The organism is Prevotella communis (assembly GCF_022024115.1).
Classification (GTDB): Bacteria; Bacteroidota; Bacteroidia; order Bacteroidales; family Bacteroidaceae; genus Prevotella; species Prevotella communis.
This window is the reverse complement of sequence record NZ_CP091792.1, coordinates 1117834-1133998: the sequence shown is the minus strand read 5'-3', so window position 1 is coordinate 1133998 and position 16165 is coordinate 1117834. Positions and strand designations below refer to the sequence as shown.

Genomic DNA, 16165 nt, shown 5'->3' with positions numbered 1-16165 from the left:
GACCATGCAGTCGCTAAGCGATATATCCCTCGTAGCACAGGTGGCGGTATTCCACAACCGACGGGCCTTCGACCAGTTGGTAAGGAAATACCAGTCGCCCGTGCGCCGGTTCCTGCTCAACCTCACGCTGGGCAACGAGGCGCTGAGCGACGACCTGGCACAGGACACCTTTATCCGTGCCTATACCCACATCACGCAATTCCAGGGTATCGCCTCGTTTCAGACCTGGCTCTTCCGTATTGCGTATAATGTGTACTATGACGACAAGAGGAGGACTCACCCCCAGCCCCTCTCTGAGAGAGAGGGGAGTGGTCGCCCTCTGGAGCAAAGTCAATCTACGCCCCTCACTTACAGGGAGGGGACGGGGGTGGGTCTTGATATCCACTCAGCCCTCGCCATCCTCAAGGAGGAAGAGCGAGTGTGCGTGACCCTACAGCTCATCGACGGCTATTCGCTCGACGAGATAGCCAAGATGACAGAAATGCCGGTGAATACGGTGAAGTCGCACCTGCGACGCGGTAAAGAGAAACTGACGACCTACTTAAAGAATAATGGCTATGACGGAAATAAATGATCAATTACTGGAACAGTTCTTCCAACCCGCAAAGGCGGTGAAGGTGGAAGACAACGGATTTACGGAACGTGTGATGCGCAAGGTGCCTTATAACGCCGTGTGCCTGTCGCATCTGTGGACACTCTTCTGCGTGCTGCTGGGCATCGTGGCCTTCGTGGTATTCGTAGGCTGGCAACCCATCTTCCGCGGTATCCTCACACTCCTGAATACCAATATCGGCGATTTGCACCCCGTACCCATCTTCATGACAGCCGGTGTACTTATCTCCCTGGCTGTGGTTGAACTGGTTCAGAAGATGGAGCGTCTGCAGATTTAGCATCCATGCCGTAGGTTGTACGCAGCACGGTGAATTCCGTGCGGCGGTTCAACTGGTTGCATATCTCCTGTTTCTCCTCGTCTAGGGCCTTGATGAATTCCTCCGTCAGCACATCGCCCTCCTTCAGCCAGGGGTAGGTCTCCGTGAGCTTGCGCTTCACCGTCTTAGGCTTCATCTTACCGTAGCCCACGGGCTTCAGGCGATCCGCCGCTATACCATGTTCTATCAGATAATTCACCACACTCTCCGCACGACGCTGTGAGAGTCGCTCGTTGTAGGCCGCCGAACCACGATAGTCGGTATGCGCACTCAGTTCGATGGTGATATTCGCATTCTCGTTGAGCAGTTCTATTAAGCTATCCAGCGCCATGGTTGACTCCGGGCGCAGCGTAGCCTTGTCGAAATCATAGAAGATATTCCTGATGAGCACAGGCGCCGTGAGCGATGCCAGGGGGAACTGCAGCACGTATTCCTCCGACTCCAGTACCGGTTCTACGCGCAACTCCTCCGTATGGTTCAGGTAGCCCTTACACGTACCCAGGAACACATAGTCCACGTTGGGGTCTATCAGTTCCGTAAACGAACCGTCACCCTTCACGCTCAGTTTCTTGTTCGTACCGTCATTACCCACCATATAGACCAGTGCCTCAGGCAGTTCGTATCCGTCTTTCTCGTACACCCAGCCCTTCACCGTCTGTACCACCTCCTGCTTCTCAAACGAGTAGATATGGTCCCATCCGCGTGCGTCGCCACGGTTCGACGAGAAATAGCCCCTGTTGTGCAGTCCCTCGAAAGTCATGCCGAAGTCATCACCCTGCGAGTTGAGCGGTGCGCCAGGGTGCTCTATCACATACACCCCATCCTTATTAGGCGAAGCTATAAAGATATCCAAGCCTCCGAATCCCGGATGCCCGTCGCTCGAGAAATACAAGTCTCCATTCGGGCGGAACGTGGGAAACATCTCGTTGCCGGGCGTGTTGATAGGCGCCCCCAGATTCTCCAGACTGTTCAGTCCGTGGGCCGTAATCTCCACACGCCAGATATCATAGCCGCCCAGTCCGCCGGGCATGTCGCTGACGAAATAGAGCCACATGCCATCGGGCGATATGGCAGGATGCGCAAACGTAGATAGCGTGTCCTTCGTAATCTCCAGTTCGGTAGCCTTACCCCACGATGCATCACTACGCTGGGCGGTGGCTATCTGTGCAAAGCGCGGATATTCCGGGTCGGTCTTACACACCGTGAGATACATCGTCTTGAAGTCGGGCGTAAAGACACAGGCACCCTCATCAAACTCCGTGTTCAGGTCGGTCTCTATCACCTCCGGCTTCGACCATTTTCCCTTGTCATCTTTCTGTGAGAAGAAGATATCCGCATTCTTCGTACCCGTGATGCCACTCAGTTCGTCGCCCTTTGCCTGACTGCGAGTACTCGAGAAATACAATTGGTTGTAATCATCGCCAGCCAACATCGGTGAGTACTCCGACCGGCGCGAGTTAAACAGGTCCTGCTTCTTCACCGTATAGCCTGAATACTGGGCTTCCGCCTTCCATTTCGGCGCCATCTGCGCACTTTGTAATCCATTCTTAACCAGAATGTTACGCGGCATAGAATCCTCTAACGTTTTAAATATCTTCTCAGCCTCCTTATACGACCCGTTTTTCAGTTGCAAGCGCCCAAGATGGAGCATCGCCGTAGAGTCGGCCTGCTTAAATCGCACCGCATTCTGGTAGGCTCCGATAGCCTTCTGCGTGTAGTTGATACGTCGGTAGCAGTCGGCCAGTTTCAAGGCTCGCTGCCCGCGCAAGGGCTTGTCCTTCGACTTCGTCTGCGAGTAGGCCTTCTTGTACTGGTCGGCAGCATCATTGTATTCACCCAGGGCATAGAACTTGTCACCCTTACGCATAGCAGAATCGGCTCCACATCCTGTGACGAGGAGACCGATTAATGCTGTATATATGATTGCGATAAGTTTGCGCATACCCTATTATAACGCAAACTTCTCCGTTTTATTGCTCAAAAGGTTTGCGGAAAGTGCATCCTTCCTTCCAGCGCGAACAGCCATAGGCCGTTTTGCCCTTGATAATGGTGCCTTGGCCGCAAACAGGGCAAGGTTGGCCAGCCAAAGAATCACCGGACTCACCCCCAGCAGACTCACCCCCTGCAGACTCACCCCCAGCCCCTCTCTGTGAGAGAGGGGAGTTGTTAGACTTGGGAGCAGTGGATTTTGTTGCGCGCTTCTTCTTGACCTTCAGGTCTTCTTCGGTGGTCACGGTGACACGACGGTTGGTGGTGTCGCCAATCACCTCGCGGACAATTTCCGTGACCTGCTGCTTCAGTTCATCGATAAACTGCATCGGATCGTATTTCTTCGCCTCTATGTCGCGAAGTTTCTTCTCCCAGATACCCGTCAGTTCGGCACTCTTCAGGAGCTCCTCACGAATCAAGTCTATCAGTTCTATACCCGTAGGCGTGGCCAACAGGTTCTTGCGTTCCTTGCGGATATAATGGCGCTTGAACAGCGTCTCGATGATGGCAGCACGCGTTGACGGACGGCCGATACCGTTCTCCTTCATCGCCCTGCGCAGTTCCTCATCCTCCACCAGCTTACCGGCCGTCTCCATCGCACGCAACAGCGTGGCCTCCGTATAGTACTTTGGCGGCGTGGTCATCTTCTCCGTCAGCGTAGGCGTATGTTCCCCACTCTCGCCTTTCACGAAGGCAGGCAACGTGCGCTCTTCCTCCTCCGGCTTCTTCTCGTCATCATCCGTCTGAGCGTCCTTTGCATACACGGCACGCCATCCCGGATCAATGATGGTACGACCGGTCACCTTGAACTCCACACCGTCCACATCTCCCAGTACCGTGGTCTGTGCAAACTTACAGTCGGGATAGAACACCGAGATGAAACGGCGGGCTATCAGGTCGTACACCTTACGCTGTACATCCGTCAGGTTCTGGGGCACGATTCCCGTGGGGATAATGGCGTGGTGGTCGGTCACTTTCGACGAGTCAAACACCTTCTTTGACTTCTGTAACGGCTTACCACCCAACGCTTTAACCAAATCAGCATAAACTGATTGTCCGGCAAACTTCACTTGGAACAGTCCGTTCATTGTCTGCGGACATTTAGCATACACATCATCCGGCAGGAAGGTGGTATCCACACGCGGATAGGTGGTCAGTTTCTGTTCGTAGAGCTGCTGGATAATGTTCAGCGTCATCTCAGCCGAGAACCCGAATTTCTTGTTGCAGTCCACCTGCAGCGAGGTCAGGTCATACAGGCTTGGCGGCGTCTCCTTACCGTTTTTCTTCTCCACCTTCGTCACCGTGAATGGCTTTCCCTCGATGGTGGCAAAGGCCTTCTCACCCTCCTCCTTCGACGTGAACTTACCCGATGTGGCCGTGAACGTTGTGTCACGATATACGGTGGCCAGCACCCAGTAGGGCTCCGGCTTGAAGTTGTCTATCTCCTTCTGACGGTTCACGATCAGCGCCAGCGTGGGCGTCTGCACACGACCGATGGAGAGCACCTGCCTATTCTGTCCATATTTAATGGTATACAGGCGCGTACAGTTTATACCAAGGAGCCAGTCGCCCACAGCCCTCGACAGTCCAGCCAGGTAGAGCGACTGATATTCGTTCTGGTCTTTCAGCGTGGCGAAACCCTCGCGGATGGCTTCGTCGGTCATCGACGATATCCACAGGCGCTGCACCGGACACTTGGCCTGCGCTTTCTGCATCACCCATCGCTGAATCAGTTCACCCTCCTGTCCGGCGTCACCGCAGTTGATGATGCCGTCGGCCTTCTGCATCAGGCTCTCGATGATGGCAAACTGCTTCTTGATGCCTGCATCGTCCTTCAGGCGGATGCCGAACTTAGGCGGAATCATGGGTAGTGCCGACAGACTCCACGCCTTCCACACGGGCGTATAGTCCTCGGGCATCTTCAGCTCACACAGATGACCGAATGTCCACGTCACCTGATAGCCGTTGCCTTCCATATATCCGTCGTGACTACTGTTAGCACCGATGATACGTGCTATATCTTTCGCCACGCTGGGTTTCTCTGCTATACAAACAATCATGTTTCTCTTAATTTGCATGCAAAGGTAATCAAAAAAAAAATATTTTGCGCTTTTCTCCCGAATAATTTGGACGCTACGGAAAATATTCTTACCTTTGTCAGTGAAAAAAATAATACTAACACCCCATGAAGGAATTAGGAGACCATTACAAGAAAATAATCTTTAATCAAAATAAAACCATTATGAATAAAAACGTGAAATTTGTCATCACGATCAACCGTGAACTAGGAAGCGGAGGTCGTACCGTAGGTCGTAAACTTGCCGAGCGACTGGGTGTGGAATTCTATGATAAGGCGGTCATCAAAGGGTTGATGGAGCAATACCACCTTACTGTAGAAGAGATTGAAAAGCTGAAGGGTCAGAAACAAGGTTGGTGGGCCGACATCAAGCGCATCATGTTTGTGAGTCCCAGCATGCACTCCAACTACTATATCCCCGAGAAAGGCAGCGAACCCGAACTGCTGGATACCGACCAGATTTTCGAGGCTGAGACCGAGATACTCAAGGGCATCAGCCACGAGGAGTCGTGCGTCATTGCCGGTCGTAGTGGTTTCCATATCTTCCGCAACCACCCCAACCACGTCAGTATCCTCATCCAGGCTTCCCAGCCCTTCCGTCTGGAGCGTGTGATGCGCAAGCAGGGCATCAGCGAGAAAGAGGCACTCAAGGTCATCAAGGAGGTGGACCTGATGCGCGAGAACTATGTCAGGAAACATACCGGCACCTCACGCTACGACACCCGCAACTACGACATCGTGATCAAGGCCGACGGCAAGACCGAGGACGAGATCGTGGACATCATCATGTTGTACCTGAAGTAGCCCTGTGAGCAAAGTTATCAATTTACCCAACCAAATACATTAAAAGTCTAACAAAAAAAAATGATGAAGAAAAATTATCTGAAGACGATGGTGTGCTGCGTAGCATTGCTCGGCACATCATCATTGATGGCCCAGCCAGCCGGCGGTTTCGGCGGCTTCCAGCAGCAGGCAAGTATTGAAACCTCACAGCAGTGGAAGGATGTGAACTATGCCGGCGACGGCCAGGCATTCCACACCTGCGACATCTACCTGCCCAAGCAGGAGAAGGCAGCCTATCCCGTCGTAGTACATATCTACGGCAGTGCGTGGTTCTCAAACAACAGTAAGGGTGCTGCCGATATTGGCACCATCGTGAAGTCGCTCCTCGATGCCGGCTATGCCGTGGTTTGTCCTAACCACCGTTCCAGCGCCGATGCCAAGTGGCCTGCCCAGATCAATGATATCAAGGCCGTGGTGCGCTTCATCCGCGGCGAGGCCAAGACCTATAAGTTCGACACCTCGTTCATCGCCACCTCAGGCTTCTCCTCAGGTGGTCACCTGGCCACCCTCTGTGCCGTCACCAATGGCGTAGGACAGACCAAGGTGGGCAAGGAGCAACTGAATATCGAGGGTACCGTTGGTCAGTATACCGAGCAGAGCAGCCTGGTGAATGCCGCCTGCGACTGGTCCGGCCCTGTCGACGTGACCGATATGGAGTGCGGTGAACACATGTCGTTCGGCCCCTCCAGTCCCGAGGATGCCCTTGTAAACAGCAAGAAGGACGTAGATCCCGACAAATACCTCTCTGTCAGCTTCCTGCCATATATCGACAAGAACGATGTTCCCCTCATCGTATTCCATGGCATGAAGGACAATGTGGTGCCTTGCTGTCAGGGCAAGAAGCTCTACGATGCCCTGAAGGCTCTGGGCGTCAAGACCGACATCACCCTGGAACCTGAAGGCGGTCACGGCATGGGCATGTACTCTGCCGAGAACCTGAAGAAGATGACCAACTTCCTCGATGCTGTTCGCACGAAGAAATAAACCCTCTCTCTTATATCATAAAATGGGAATCTCGGGAGTAGCCCCCGAGGTTCCCATTTTTTATGAGTTTATAAATAGATGTATAGGGAACCTGAGCTACGGGGTCAATTACGTTTAAGCATGTTCTTGAATCGCTTGTATCCTTCCACGCCGAGTATTGTCAGGCCTCCATACTGACAGGTCTTTGCCAGTCCGAAGAGTACCGTCCAAAGAATACCTTTTGCTGCAGCGCTTATAGGTAGCACCATCTGGGCGAAGGATAAAATATAAAACGGTATGCAACTCATCAATACGATAACTCCAGTCCTGAAGGAGAGCGACCGCAACCATTGCCTTACATTCTCGAATAATTGTCTGATTGATTTCATTTGTCTATTTTGTTATAATGTGTTGGATTTAAGATAATTACATATTGCCTCCGGAATAACGCCTCACCGGGTGATATATATGTAATGCAAAGATAACCATAAAAACTAACATAACCAAATAATTCTTTAGCAAGATGCCAGGGGACTGGCATCTCGACTCTTCCTTACCCATAAGGTAATGATTCAGAAGCAAGACACTCGTCTGTCCCTGATGTCCTCCTAAGACTATCTTCATAAAAATGGATGGCAGGAACCAGCCCCTGCGACATTCTTCTGATGTCCTCTTTTTTCTATTGATTTATTTTTCTGAACAATTCATCCAGATAGTCGTCATCATATTTTGTAGCATCGCTTAAGTGATGGCTAATAGCAGGGTTAGCAAAGTCAAGCCTAAGCATCTTGTCTCCATACATTCTAGTCATTTCAAATCGCTCAACGTCACCATCTGCTTCTTCTGCATATTTAGCCATAGCTTTTGCCTTGGGAACATTGTCCTCATCCTTCTTATGAGGTTCGACAATATCAAGTAGATAGCCACCTTGACCATCTCTCCTAACAATGATGAAATCTGGATAGAAAGGATGATTCTTTTCACTCATTGAATAAGTAAGACATAATGCCCAGTGTTTCATATGTTGGTTTCGTAACCAGCATACAAAGTTGGGATCCTTTTTTGCCTCAATGATAACATCCCTTTCCCAACCATTCAATGAAAAGAATGCCTTTCCTTCACTATCTACAAATAGATGATTACGCTCTTCCCATTGCTCTTCACCCTTAGGCAAATAAATAGTACATGGTAACATCCAAGAGTGGTCACTCACACATTCTCCTTCACGAGTGTATTTATCGTATTTACTCTTAACACTTTCGCTATATTTCGACAGATACTTTCTATAGTCATGCTTATACTGATAGAACGTATTCTTTGCATATTTATCAAGTTCAGCCATGCATTCCTCTGACTGCGCAAATAGAATCACCTCCACTTTGGGTTTCATGGGGTCTTCTTCATCATAGTTATCACGGACATAACGAAGACCTGCATTCTTTAGTCTTGAATCAGCTCTCGCAAATTCACGTTCAATATCATAGTCTGTCAATTCCAATACAAGGTTCGAAGCATCTTTCAACTTATTCTCAGTTAGATACTCCATTTTGCTTTCTGTCAGTATAAACTGTTTGACATCGCGCACCTTATCAATGTATATGCCTTCAGTTTTCAGACCCTCAATATAGTCAGAAATCATCTTGCATACCTGTTTTGACACTCTGACTGCTGCATCAGGATCGCAGCCTTGTGTATTAGCAGCAAGATATGCCAGATTAAACAACGAAGTTAGGTAGTTGTTCACCTTAAATCTGTTGAATACATATGTCTTCAACTGCAGATTATTCAACCACTCATACACATCTTTCTTATCCTCTGCCACATGAAGTTCTTGCTCATCAGGATTGCCCACCGGTTTCTTTTTGATATTTGAAGGAATTCCTTCTCCCTCCTTACTGCTTAATGCATCAATGACGCGTTGAACATTCTCACTATTATAGTTTGGCAAAAACAGATGTACATTATTCAACGATTCGTCACCTTCAATTCTGCGATGCAATGGTGTACGCACCATACGACCCATCAACTGAGCGATATATGTATAATCGTTGGCAGTTCTGAACGACATCATCGTCTCTGCCCTTGGACAATCCCAACCTGTAGAAAGACTCTCCTTGAAGAATACAATTCTTACTTTCTGACTCTCGTCGATTCTTGATGGTTCCACATAGGGCACCTTCAAACCATTGATATTCAGTTCTGTCTTAGGTTCGCCAAACGAATGAGCCACTTCGCCCTCATACAAGCTTCTTCCAAGTTCTTCTTCAACCGTCTTCAGACATTCATCAAGATTAGTTTCAGAAATCTTTCCTCCAGTACCATTCTCTACCTGTATCACCATTACAGGATATACCGTTGGTTCATGCTCCTTCTTACAATAGTCTTCCCAGTGCTGGCATTTCTCCATCCATTCACGGGTAGCATATTTCAGAATAGCCATACCACGTTGCATTTGATTATCACCAGGATAGCTTATCTCTATTTCGTCTTTCAGCAGTCCAGAATCCTTGACCTTTTCAGCATCAATAGACCAAGAACGCGTGGTGGATCCAGAATCCTTAATCAGTTCTGTGAAACGGTCAACGGTAGCACTCATTCCAATCACAATGGGCATCTTGCTTAGTCCATCATCAGAACTGCCAAAGATAAACTTTTGCATAATGCTATTGGCCTGTTTAGTTTCGCTGACCTTTGAAGTGCCACGATGCGCTTCATCAATTATAAAATATAAACGATGACCTTTGTTCTCAATGGTTCGTTGAAGAGTCTGCCAGATGGTATGCTCTCTGCCATCTCCTTTCTTGGTTAGGTTGCTCGACTTGCTCAACTTCTGAATGTTCAGAAAGTATATCTTGCCATCCTCCAATTCCGCCTTATCAAAAGACTCATCACTAATAATCTCAAGACTATTTATCGGCAGTTTGAATCTTGTCTCACGCTCCACCTTGTGCATAGATTGTTCATTCAACTCTGGGTCGTCCGACAACCATATGAAGATAGAATTACGTTCGCTCTTGTTGTTTTCATCACCACAAAGAATTTTTTCTATCAGAGCCGACATAATGATAGTCTTACCAGCTCCTGTAGGAGCCGCGAGCGTAATAATGGTGTTCTCACCATCATCTTCATAGTCGCGTTTTGCTTTCTTGCAGAACGAACGAAGTTTATCTAAAGCTTCTATCTGAAAGGGGAAAAGTTCTGATGCAATAGCCATATTATTTCTCGTAGTTAATAGTGAAGTTCTCCAAATAGTCTTTATACAATTGATAGGTCTTGGCCCACTTCAATGGTGCAGCCATCTCACGGAAGCCAATCTCAGAGTCAACAACCAAGAACACCGTTTTAATGTCTTGGCGGTCCTTCATCTCATCCATAAACTTAGCATAGGCCCATTCTTCTGTCAGAATAGCCATCTTATTCTCTGTCAGAATCAAAAATTCTGGAATTTCCTTGCCTTTTAATGTAGGACATTCGCCAATAGCACCAGCTTTCATCCAAAGTAGTGACAGCAATTCATGGAATTGACGATAAGCTGCCACAGAGTTTTTATCAAGGAAACCTAACTTAAAGTATTTTGCATTGGCCTTGAATCCATCCTGCATAGGTATATCACTACCTAAGTAATTACCTTTTAATGGCTGTCCGTTAATATCGTGGCCTTCAATACTACAAACCGTTCGAGGCCAGTTTACATAGCGGGCAATGCCATATTTCTCCCACTCCTCATCGCCAGGTTGGTAACCTTTCTTTCTCAGCGCCTTAGCTTCAAACTCCGATACCTCATTGTTTGTCACCATAATGCAGCGACGATGTCCACCATCCTCTGCATTCAGCAGGTTAACGGCTTGTAATGTTGTACCCGAGCCCGCGAAGAAATCTACGATAAGAGCATTGGGTTTATTAACAACGAAGAAATGTAAAACATCATGAACTGCATACACTGATTTCGGAAAATCAAAACGTTTTCCAATAATTGCATTAAGTTGCTTTGTCCCCTGTTGGGTCGCATCGTGAGAACTAATCCACCATTGTGTTCCTGGAATAAACTTTGCCTCATAGTTACTCTCGTCCACAATAATAGATCCATCTGCAGCATAGCCGATAATCGGGAAATCGCCTCTTTCTACTTTCTGTTGTTCTCCTTTTGCCAGATAGGTTAAGGATGTTTTCTCACCTCTGAGTTTTCCTATTTTTACATAGTGCTTATCGATTAGGTCAATTAATGTTTCTCTTCCGAGTCGCCATCTACCTTCTTTCCCATCCGGAAATATTGGCCATATTTGAATTAATCCTTTTGGGCATGAAACGGACTTTCTATCCACATCCAATGGTATATCGCTACCCACTTCAATTATCTTATCACCTGAAGAATTTAAATATATTGGATAAAACATCTTGGGGCGGTCCGTCCTTAAGACTGCCGTACCTGAACGTTGAAGGCCATTCCAACGCAGTTTGTCTTTATATCCTCCTTTTATATTTCCTCTCCAGTCATTTGATAATGGTAACGCCTGTGGAGATGCATCTCCAAGCATTACTATGTACAAATATTCATCTGTTCTAGCAAATTCTCCACCACGACTTACACCTGCTGGATTAATGACACTACTAACCATCTGTATCCTTGCCTCAGGAAACAATTCCTCCAACAGGCATCCCAATCTAAGATATTCTTTTTCATCTATTGTGACTATCAGAACAGAGTTTTGGGGATTGAGCAACTTCTTGGCAAGAACCAATCTTTTTTTCATCATGCTCAACCATTTACTATGACGGTAACTGTCTGAGCTATCAACATAGTCATTGTTATATTTCCAGTCTTTAGCTCCTGTATTATAAGGCGGATCAACATAGATACAATCCACCATACCACCATAAAGATAAACCAAAAGTTGCAGAGCGTGATAGTTATCGGCCTCTATCAATGTATGCCACAAGTCGCTATCAGGCGCATTCTTCACGGCATCCATTGGCTTTAAGTATGGATAGATGGGCTCTCCAAAAAGCGCAACAGCTACAGCTTCATTCTTTTGTAACTCGACCTGTTCATGACTGTCATCCTCCCGTTCGCAAAACAGAACATTCCCCTCTATACGCTTTACACGGAAGAACTCTTTGAAGTATCCATCCTTACGAGCCACTAACGACTTCACCTTGATGGGGACATCATATAAGGGAGTTGCTTCAGGCAAATGTTCCTCAAACACCAGCCCAAACTTCTTCTGTTGTTGTAAACGTACCACCTCGTCATTAATACGACGACGCAGTTCTGGGTCACTGATTCTATCTATCAGATCATTGATAACAGCCATAAATACTACATAGTTTAATGATGTGGGGCATCATCAAAGCCAAGTAAGCTGAATAAGATTCAGATAACAACAGTTTCCACCAAGTACCTTCATCAAAGAAACGAGAAGTGGACACCTTAACCACATCCCGTTCGGAGGTACTTGGCGGAAACCTAAGAATACAGATGTAGTAGTGCCCACATACGTGAACATCTACTGTTACTCTGTATCCTTGTTCTTTCCACCGCCAAGTTTCCCGAACGTTATTGAATAAACAGCAAACGCTATGTTTTTACCCTCAAAAATCATACCGGCTCTCTGCTCTCAGAGACTGATGCTTTGCAGCATGCGCTGTTTTCTTGAGACCCTTACGGGAACAAGCGACCAGAGGCCGAACAACGACAATTGCCGGTAATTGCCTACAAAGGTAGTAAAAAAAAGTAATCTTATCAAATAGTACAAGAAAAAAAATGAGATTTAGAAAGATTTCCTCTCAAAAATTTGACCCGACGGGCGAATTTTTTCACGACTCAGCAATACAAATGCAAGCATTTATTGCATTCGCTGCTCAAAAATCTGGAATTAACGAAAATACTTTCTATCTTTGCAACGTCAGAACATTTGTTTTTGACTATCCGGGTAGAATCCCGCGTGGGGTAAGGCTTTATCGATACTGCCCAATTTATAGAGAGCCGTCGTTCAACGATTGCTCTTTATTTTTGTTTGTACTTCATCATGAAGTTCTTAAAAAAAAGAATACAATCTTGTCGTTTTTCAAAGAAAAAGAAGGGTTGGTGGGGAAAAATATGGATCCATTAAACCAATAAAGGACAATAAAAAGGAGATTTAGGATGATACATAAAAAAATATGTAGATAATACCTGGCGATTTGTTCGATTTTTTGCCGGATTTTTTGTACCTTTGCACCTCGATTGTTTTGAGAATAATTAAACACCGATGTTCAGGACACATATTGTTGCGTTACCTTATTATAATGTGAAAGACTGCTTGGGCGAGTTTCTTGCCGAGGCGATGGGACGTGCTATGACGTTGCGCCCCGATCCAGCCAACGACGTTGATGCAAAAGCCATCTGTGCCTACGATTGGGAGGGACGGCATGCGGGCTATGTGGCAGCCTACGACCTGAGGGAAGCCTGGCAGACGTTGCGCGGCAGCGGCAGGAAGTCGTTGCGCGGACGTATTGTGGAGGTGAACGGCGAGCACAAGTGCCTGGTGTTTGAGTGCAAGGTGGAGACGCTGGGCGAGTCGTGCGAGTTATACCCCACGGCAGCGTATACGGCCTGGAACTACACGGGGCCACGCCTGAAATCCACGCATGAGATGGTGACGCTGGACTATATGATGGACGAGATCTGCGAGCGACTGGATGAGCATGAGCTGTGGAGCGATGAGGAGCATCGCGATTTTCTGACGCTGACCATGCGATTCTGCGAGTTGTCATGCTACGACCTGAGTGGCGAGATGAGCGACTTCCGCCGCAGGCTCTGTCTGCGCCTGATGGAGATTGACGACTACGGCTTTCAGGAACTGACGGAGGAACTGAAGATGGCGTGTGGCCGCGCAGGACGTGAGTCGCATGGCGGAAAGGTGCTCAACTACTGGATGCGCCTGATTGCAGAACCGAAGACCATCAAGCCCCTGCTGGTATGTCGTCACGAGCACAATATTGACGAGATAAAGAGGCAGTTGGAATGTTTCCCAGAGTCGATGTTTGAGGAGTGGATAGAGAATAAGGAGAACTTTGTGGCTAAGTTGCTGTATATGCACATCCCTCGCGAGGTGTTGTGGCGATTCATCTCGGGCATAGCCTTCTATGAGGCCGTCTCTGCGCGCCAGAAGTCTGAGAGTACATCGGCGGCCGAGAACGAGAAAACGCCTCAGAACGTGAACGTACACGTAGAACTTTTCAGCAATAAGGATACAAACATCGACAAGAACTTCGGGCCGAATATTGAGCATAACGGCGGCACGTTGTCGCTGCCCAATAAAAACATAGAGTAAACGATGGGATTTCATATCAAGAACAACTACGGACCCAACATCGAGGTGAACGCTGGCGGCAAATTGACGCTGGTGCAAGACAAGAACGGGCTGTGGCATACGGTGGAAGAAGCCGAGATTCAGGAGGCAGAATATAAAGAGTTGCCTGAAGTTCTCGCTACAGATAAAGCTATGGCTTTATGGCGGAAGGCGCAGCAGGCGGGCTACGTGGATGAGCACTACCAGCCCTTGATATCGCGGACGCAGGCGGCACTGTTGGCCGATGCGATGGCGGAGCGACTGGGCATCAAAGAGAAGTGGAAGGTGTTCGAGGGCTTCTGGAATCGGAATTACATGCGAAGTGATTATAACTTGGCCCTTACCAGAAAGAAAACGCTCGACTTTCTAGACGAACTGAAGGTGTTGTTTGATTAAGAAGCGAAAAGTCCCGGTGCTCACGCATCAGGACTTTTACTGTTCTTGTTCTTGTTTTATGAAATACATCCGTGCCATCCTAACGGAAAGACGCGGCTTGCAGATCCTTAGTAATACTTGCCATGCAGGCAGTCAGACGCTCATAAGTCTTTTCACCTGCCGTTTTGATACCCCGTGTGTACTGGCGCATCAGCGAAGGATTGATTCCAGCGCGCTTGGCAACCTCTGTGACATTCAAAAAAGAAAAGTAGTCGAAGAACGACTGCAAATCATACTGATAGCGGAACTCTACTTGCTCAGCCGTCTTCCCGCTTTCTTCGTAGTCTGCCTTAGCCTCTTCCAGACAAGCCAGTAAGTCGTCCTTGGCCTCCTTCACAGTCTGGCCTGCTGCATTCAGTCCCGCGCCATAGACATCCTTTTCTGTGTGGCACCAGAATGTGCCGTCGGATGCCTGCGATACTATCACTAATACTTTCCTCATAGACGGTGCAAAAGTAACAAAAAAGTTATAAACAAACAAATTATTTGGTAACTTTTTTGTTATACTACCATATTTTTAACTATTCAGACCGTAGTACCCACGCGTGGTACCCCTAAGGGGAGTAGGAATCGGAGAATACCCCTAACTTTGCCGCCGGAAATCAAAGCTGGCCAGCTCAATCCAACAAACATTATTAATTTTAAAATTTTACTGTTATGGCAAAAGAAAATAATAAAACGACAAAGTTAACGCCTCACTTTACACTTGAGGAGATGACGCGCACAGACGTGGAGCTGGGATATGTGGACCGCCAGCGGCAGACGCAGCCGGATGAGCAGGTGACAGAGAACCTGACGAGGGTGTGCCAGTGGCTGGAGATGCTGCGCCAGCGCTGGAACGAGCAGTATGGCGAGGGCAACGACCCTGTGATCATCAACAGCGCCTTCCGCTGCAAGGAGCTGAACAGGCTGGTGGGTGGATGCACCACGTCGAACCATCTCACGGGGTGTGCTGCCGACCTGCGGGTCATGGGCAAGGAGCAGCTGCTGAGGTATGTGGTGCTGTTGCTCGACATCAGCGACGAGATGCATCAGGACTTCGATGAGCTGCTCATGGAGCGCAATGCCCGCGGCTACTGGCTGCACTTTGCCGTGCGTCCCAAGAACAACCGCAGGAAGATATCCCTTCTCAATGTGATTTAAAACAACGAATTAAGACGAATTAAACGAATTATTTATGAAACAGACAATAATAATTACGGAGTGCCCTGAGAAGCAGGGCTGGAAAAAGAATACAGAACTGTGTATGGACGTGAAGACTTTCCTGAGGAGCGATGCCAGGATGAAGGCGGGCAAGTGCTACCAGGGCGTGCTGAAACGGCACGTGAGGTGCGAGGACTTCAAGTACAACGAATACATGACGTTTGTGGAGACCTCTAACAAAACATGCACCAAGCGCAACCCGCGCATCTTCGAGGGTGAGTATATCACCATCACCCGGCACAGCGACGGCTCCTACCGTCCCAACCTCCGCCCGATACACATAGGACCAGGCTTCTGCGTGGACAGCTATGCCAGCAGCGTGGGCAACGAACTGATGTGGGCGTTGGAGGGCCTGGTAGAGGAAAGGTAAAAAGGTAAAAAAGAGAAATGACGGA

The 16165-nt window shown here is 48.1% G+C and carries 15 protein-coding genes; 9 read left to right on the top strand and 6 right to left on the bottom strand.

The genetic code is table 11. From position 1 onward, the window contains the following. The first annotated feature begins 4 nt into the window (after positions 1 to 4). Both L6468_RS04410 and L6468_RS04405 read left to right on the top strand, forming a co-directional pair. The gene (locus L6468_RS04410; RefSeq protein ID WP_091816007.1) at positions 5 to 574 is read left to right on the top strand and encodes an RNA polymerase sigma factor; all 570 of its coding nucleotides are present in this window, start codon (positions 5 to 7) and stop codon (positions 572 to 574) included. Further along, a complete protein-coding gene (locus L6468_RS04405; protein WP_176756902.1) occupies positions 558 to 890 on the top strand; it encodes a DUF5056 domain-containing protein in 333 nt (110 codons plus the stop codon). Before L6468_RS04410 ends, L6468_RS04405 begins: the two co-directional genes overlap by 17 nt. On the opposite strand, the gene porE is transcribed toward L6468_RS04405, so the two are convergent. Together porE and L6468_RS04395 are read right to left on the bottom strand one after the other, a co-directional pair. After that, on the bottom strand, positions 835 to 2871 hold the full coding sequence (porE, locus tag L6468_RS04400; protein ID WP_237795696.1) for a PorE family type IX secretion system protein: 2037 nt from the start codon (positions 2869 to 2871) through the stop codon (positions 835 to 837). The genes L6468_RS04405 and porE overlap by 56 nt on opposite strands. A 28-nt stretch (positions 2872 to 2899) precedes the next feature. Continuing rightward, positions 2900 to 4978 (bottom strand): DNA topoisomerase 3, encoded by a 2079-nt coding sequence (locus L6468_RS04395; RefSeq protein ID WP_237795694.1) that lies wholly within the window; start codon positions 4976 to 4978, stop codon positions 2900 to 2902. A gap of 182 nt (positions 4979 to 5160) precedes the next feature. Between L6468_RS04395 and L6468_RS04390 the strand changes: the two genes are divergently transcribed. Together L6468_RS04390 and L6468_RS04385 are read left to right on the top strand one after the other, a co-directional pair. Beyond that, a complete protein-coding gene (locus L6468_RS04390) occupies positions 5161 to 5799 on the top strand; it encodes a cytidylate kinase-like family protein (protein ID WP_237795692.1) in 639 nt (212 codons plus the stop codon). A 60-nt stretch (positions 5800 to 5859) separates the two neighbouring features. Then, a complete protein-coding gene (locus L6468_RS04385; protein ID WP_237795690.1) occupies positions 5860 to 6822 on the top strand; it encodes an alpha/beta hydrolase in 963 nt (320 codons plus the stop codon). A gap of 104 nt (positions 6823 to 6926) precedes the next feature. Here L6468_RS04385 and L6468_RS04380 read toward each other — a convergent pair whose 3' ends face one another. From L6468_RS04380 to L6468_RS04370, 3 genes are all read right to left on the bottom strand, one after another. Beyond that, entirely contained in the window at positions 6927 to 7190 is a 264-nt protein-coding gene (locus tag L6468_RS04380; protein WP_237795688.1) for a hypothetical protein, read from the bottom strand. Between the two features lie 290 nt (positions 7191 to 7480). After that, the gene (locus L6468_RS04375; protein ID WP_237795687.1) at positions 7481 to 10015 is read right to left on the bottom strand and encodes a DEAD/DEAH box helicase; all 2535 of its coding nucleotides are present in this window, start codon (positions 10013 to 10015) and stop codon (positions 7481 to 7483) included. Between the two features lies 1 nt (position 10016). Next, positions 10017 to 12113: a site-specific DNA-methyltransferase gene (locus L6468_RS04370; RefSeq protein ID WP_237795684.1), complete on the bottom strand. Its 2097-nt coding sequence runs from the start codon at positions 12111 to 12113 to the stop codon at positions 10017 to 10019. Between the two features lie 449 nt (positions 12114 to 12562). Between L6468_RS04370 and L6468_RS04365 the strand changes: the two genes are divergently transcribed. The 3 genes from L6468_RS04365 to L6468_RS04355 all read left to right on the top strand — a co-directional run bounded on the left by L6468_RS04365 (position 12563) and on the right by L6468_RS04355 (position 14528). After that, complete coding sequence (locus L6468_RS04365; protein ID WP_237795682.1) at positions 12563 to 12919, top strand: hypothetical protein; 357 nt, start codon at positions 12563 to 12565, stop codon at positions 12917 to 12919. A 130-nt stretch (positions 12920 to 13049) separates the two neighbouring features. After that, the gene (locus L6468_RS04360; protein WP_237795680.1) at positions 13050 to 14114 is read left to right on the top strand and encodes an HIRAN domain-containing protein; all 1065 of its coding nucleotides are present in this window, start codon (positions 13050 to 13052) and stop codon (positions 14112 to 14114) included. 3 nt (positions 14115 to 14117) lie between these two features. Then, positions 14118 to 14528: a hypothetical protein gene (locus L6468_RS04355; RefSeq protein ID WP_237795678.1), complete on the top strand. Its 411-nt coding sequence runs from the start codon at positions 14118 to 14120 to the stop codon at positions 14526 to 14528. A gap of 79 nt (positions 14529 to 14607) precedes the next feature. On the opposite strand, the gene L6468_RS04350 is transcribed toward L6468_RS04355, so the two are convergent. Then, positions 14608 to 15009, bottom strand: a complete 402-nt coding sequence (locus tag L6468_RS04350) for a pilus assembly protein HicB (RefSeq protein WP_091816044.1) — start codon at positions 15007 to 15009, stop codon at positions 14608 to 14610. A 215-nt stretch (positions 15010 to 15224) separates the two neighbouring features. On the opposite strand from L6468_RS04350, the gene L6468_RS04345 reads away from it, so the two are divergent. Continuing rightward, the gene (locus tag L6468_RS04345) at positions 15225 to 15710 is read left to right on the top strand and encodes a D-Ala-D-Ala carboxypeptidase family metallohydrolase (RefSeq protein ID WP_237795676.1); all 486 of its coding nucleotides are present in this window, start codon (positions 15225 to 15227) and stop codon (positions 15708 to 15710) included. A gap of 34 nt (positions 15711 to 15744) precedes the next feature. Further along, complete coding sequence (locus tag L6468_RS04340) at positions 15745 to 16140, top strand: hypothetical protein (RefSeq protein ID WP_091816052.1); 396 nt, start codon at positions 15745 to 15747, stop codon at positions 16138 to 16140. The last annotated feature ends 25 nt before the right edge of the window (positions 16141 to 16165 follow it).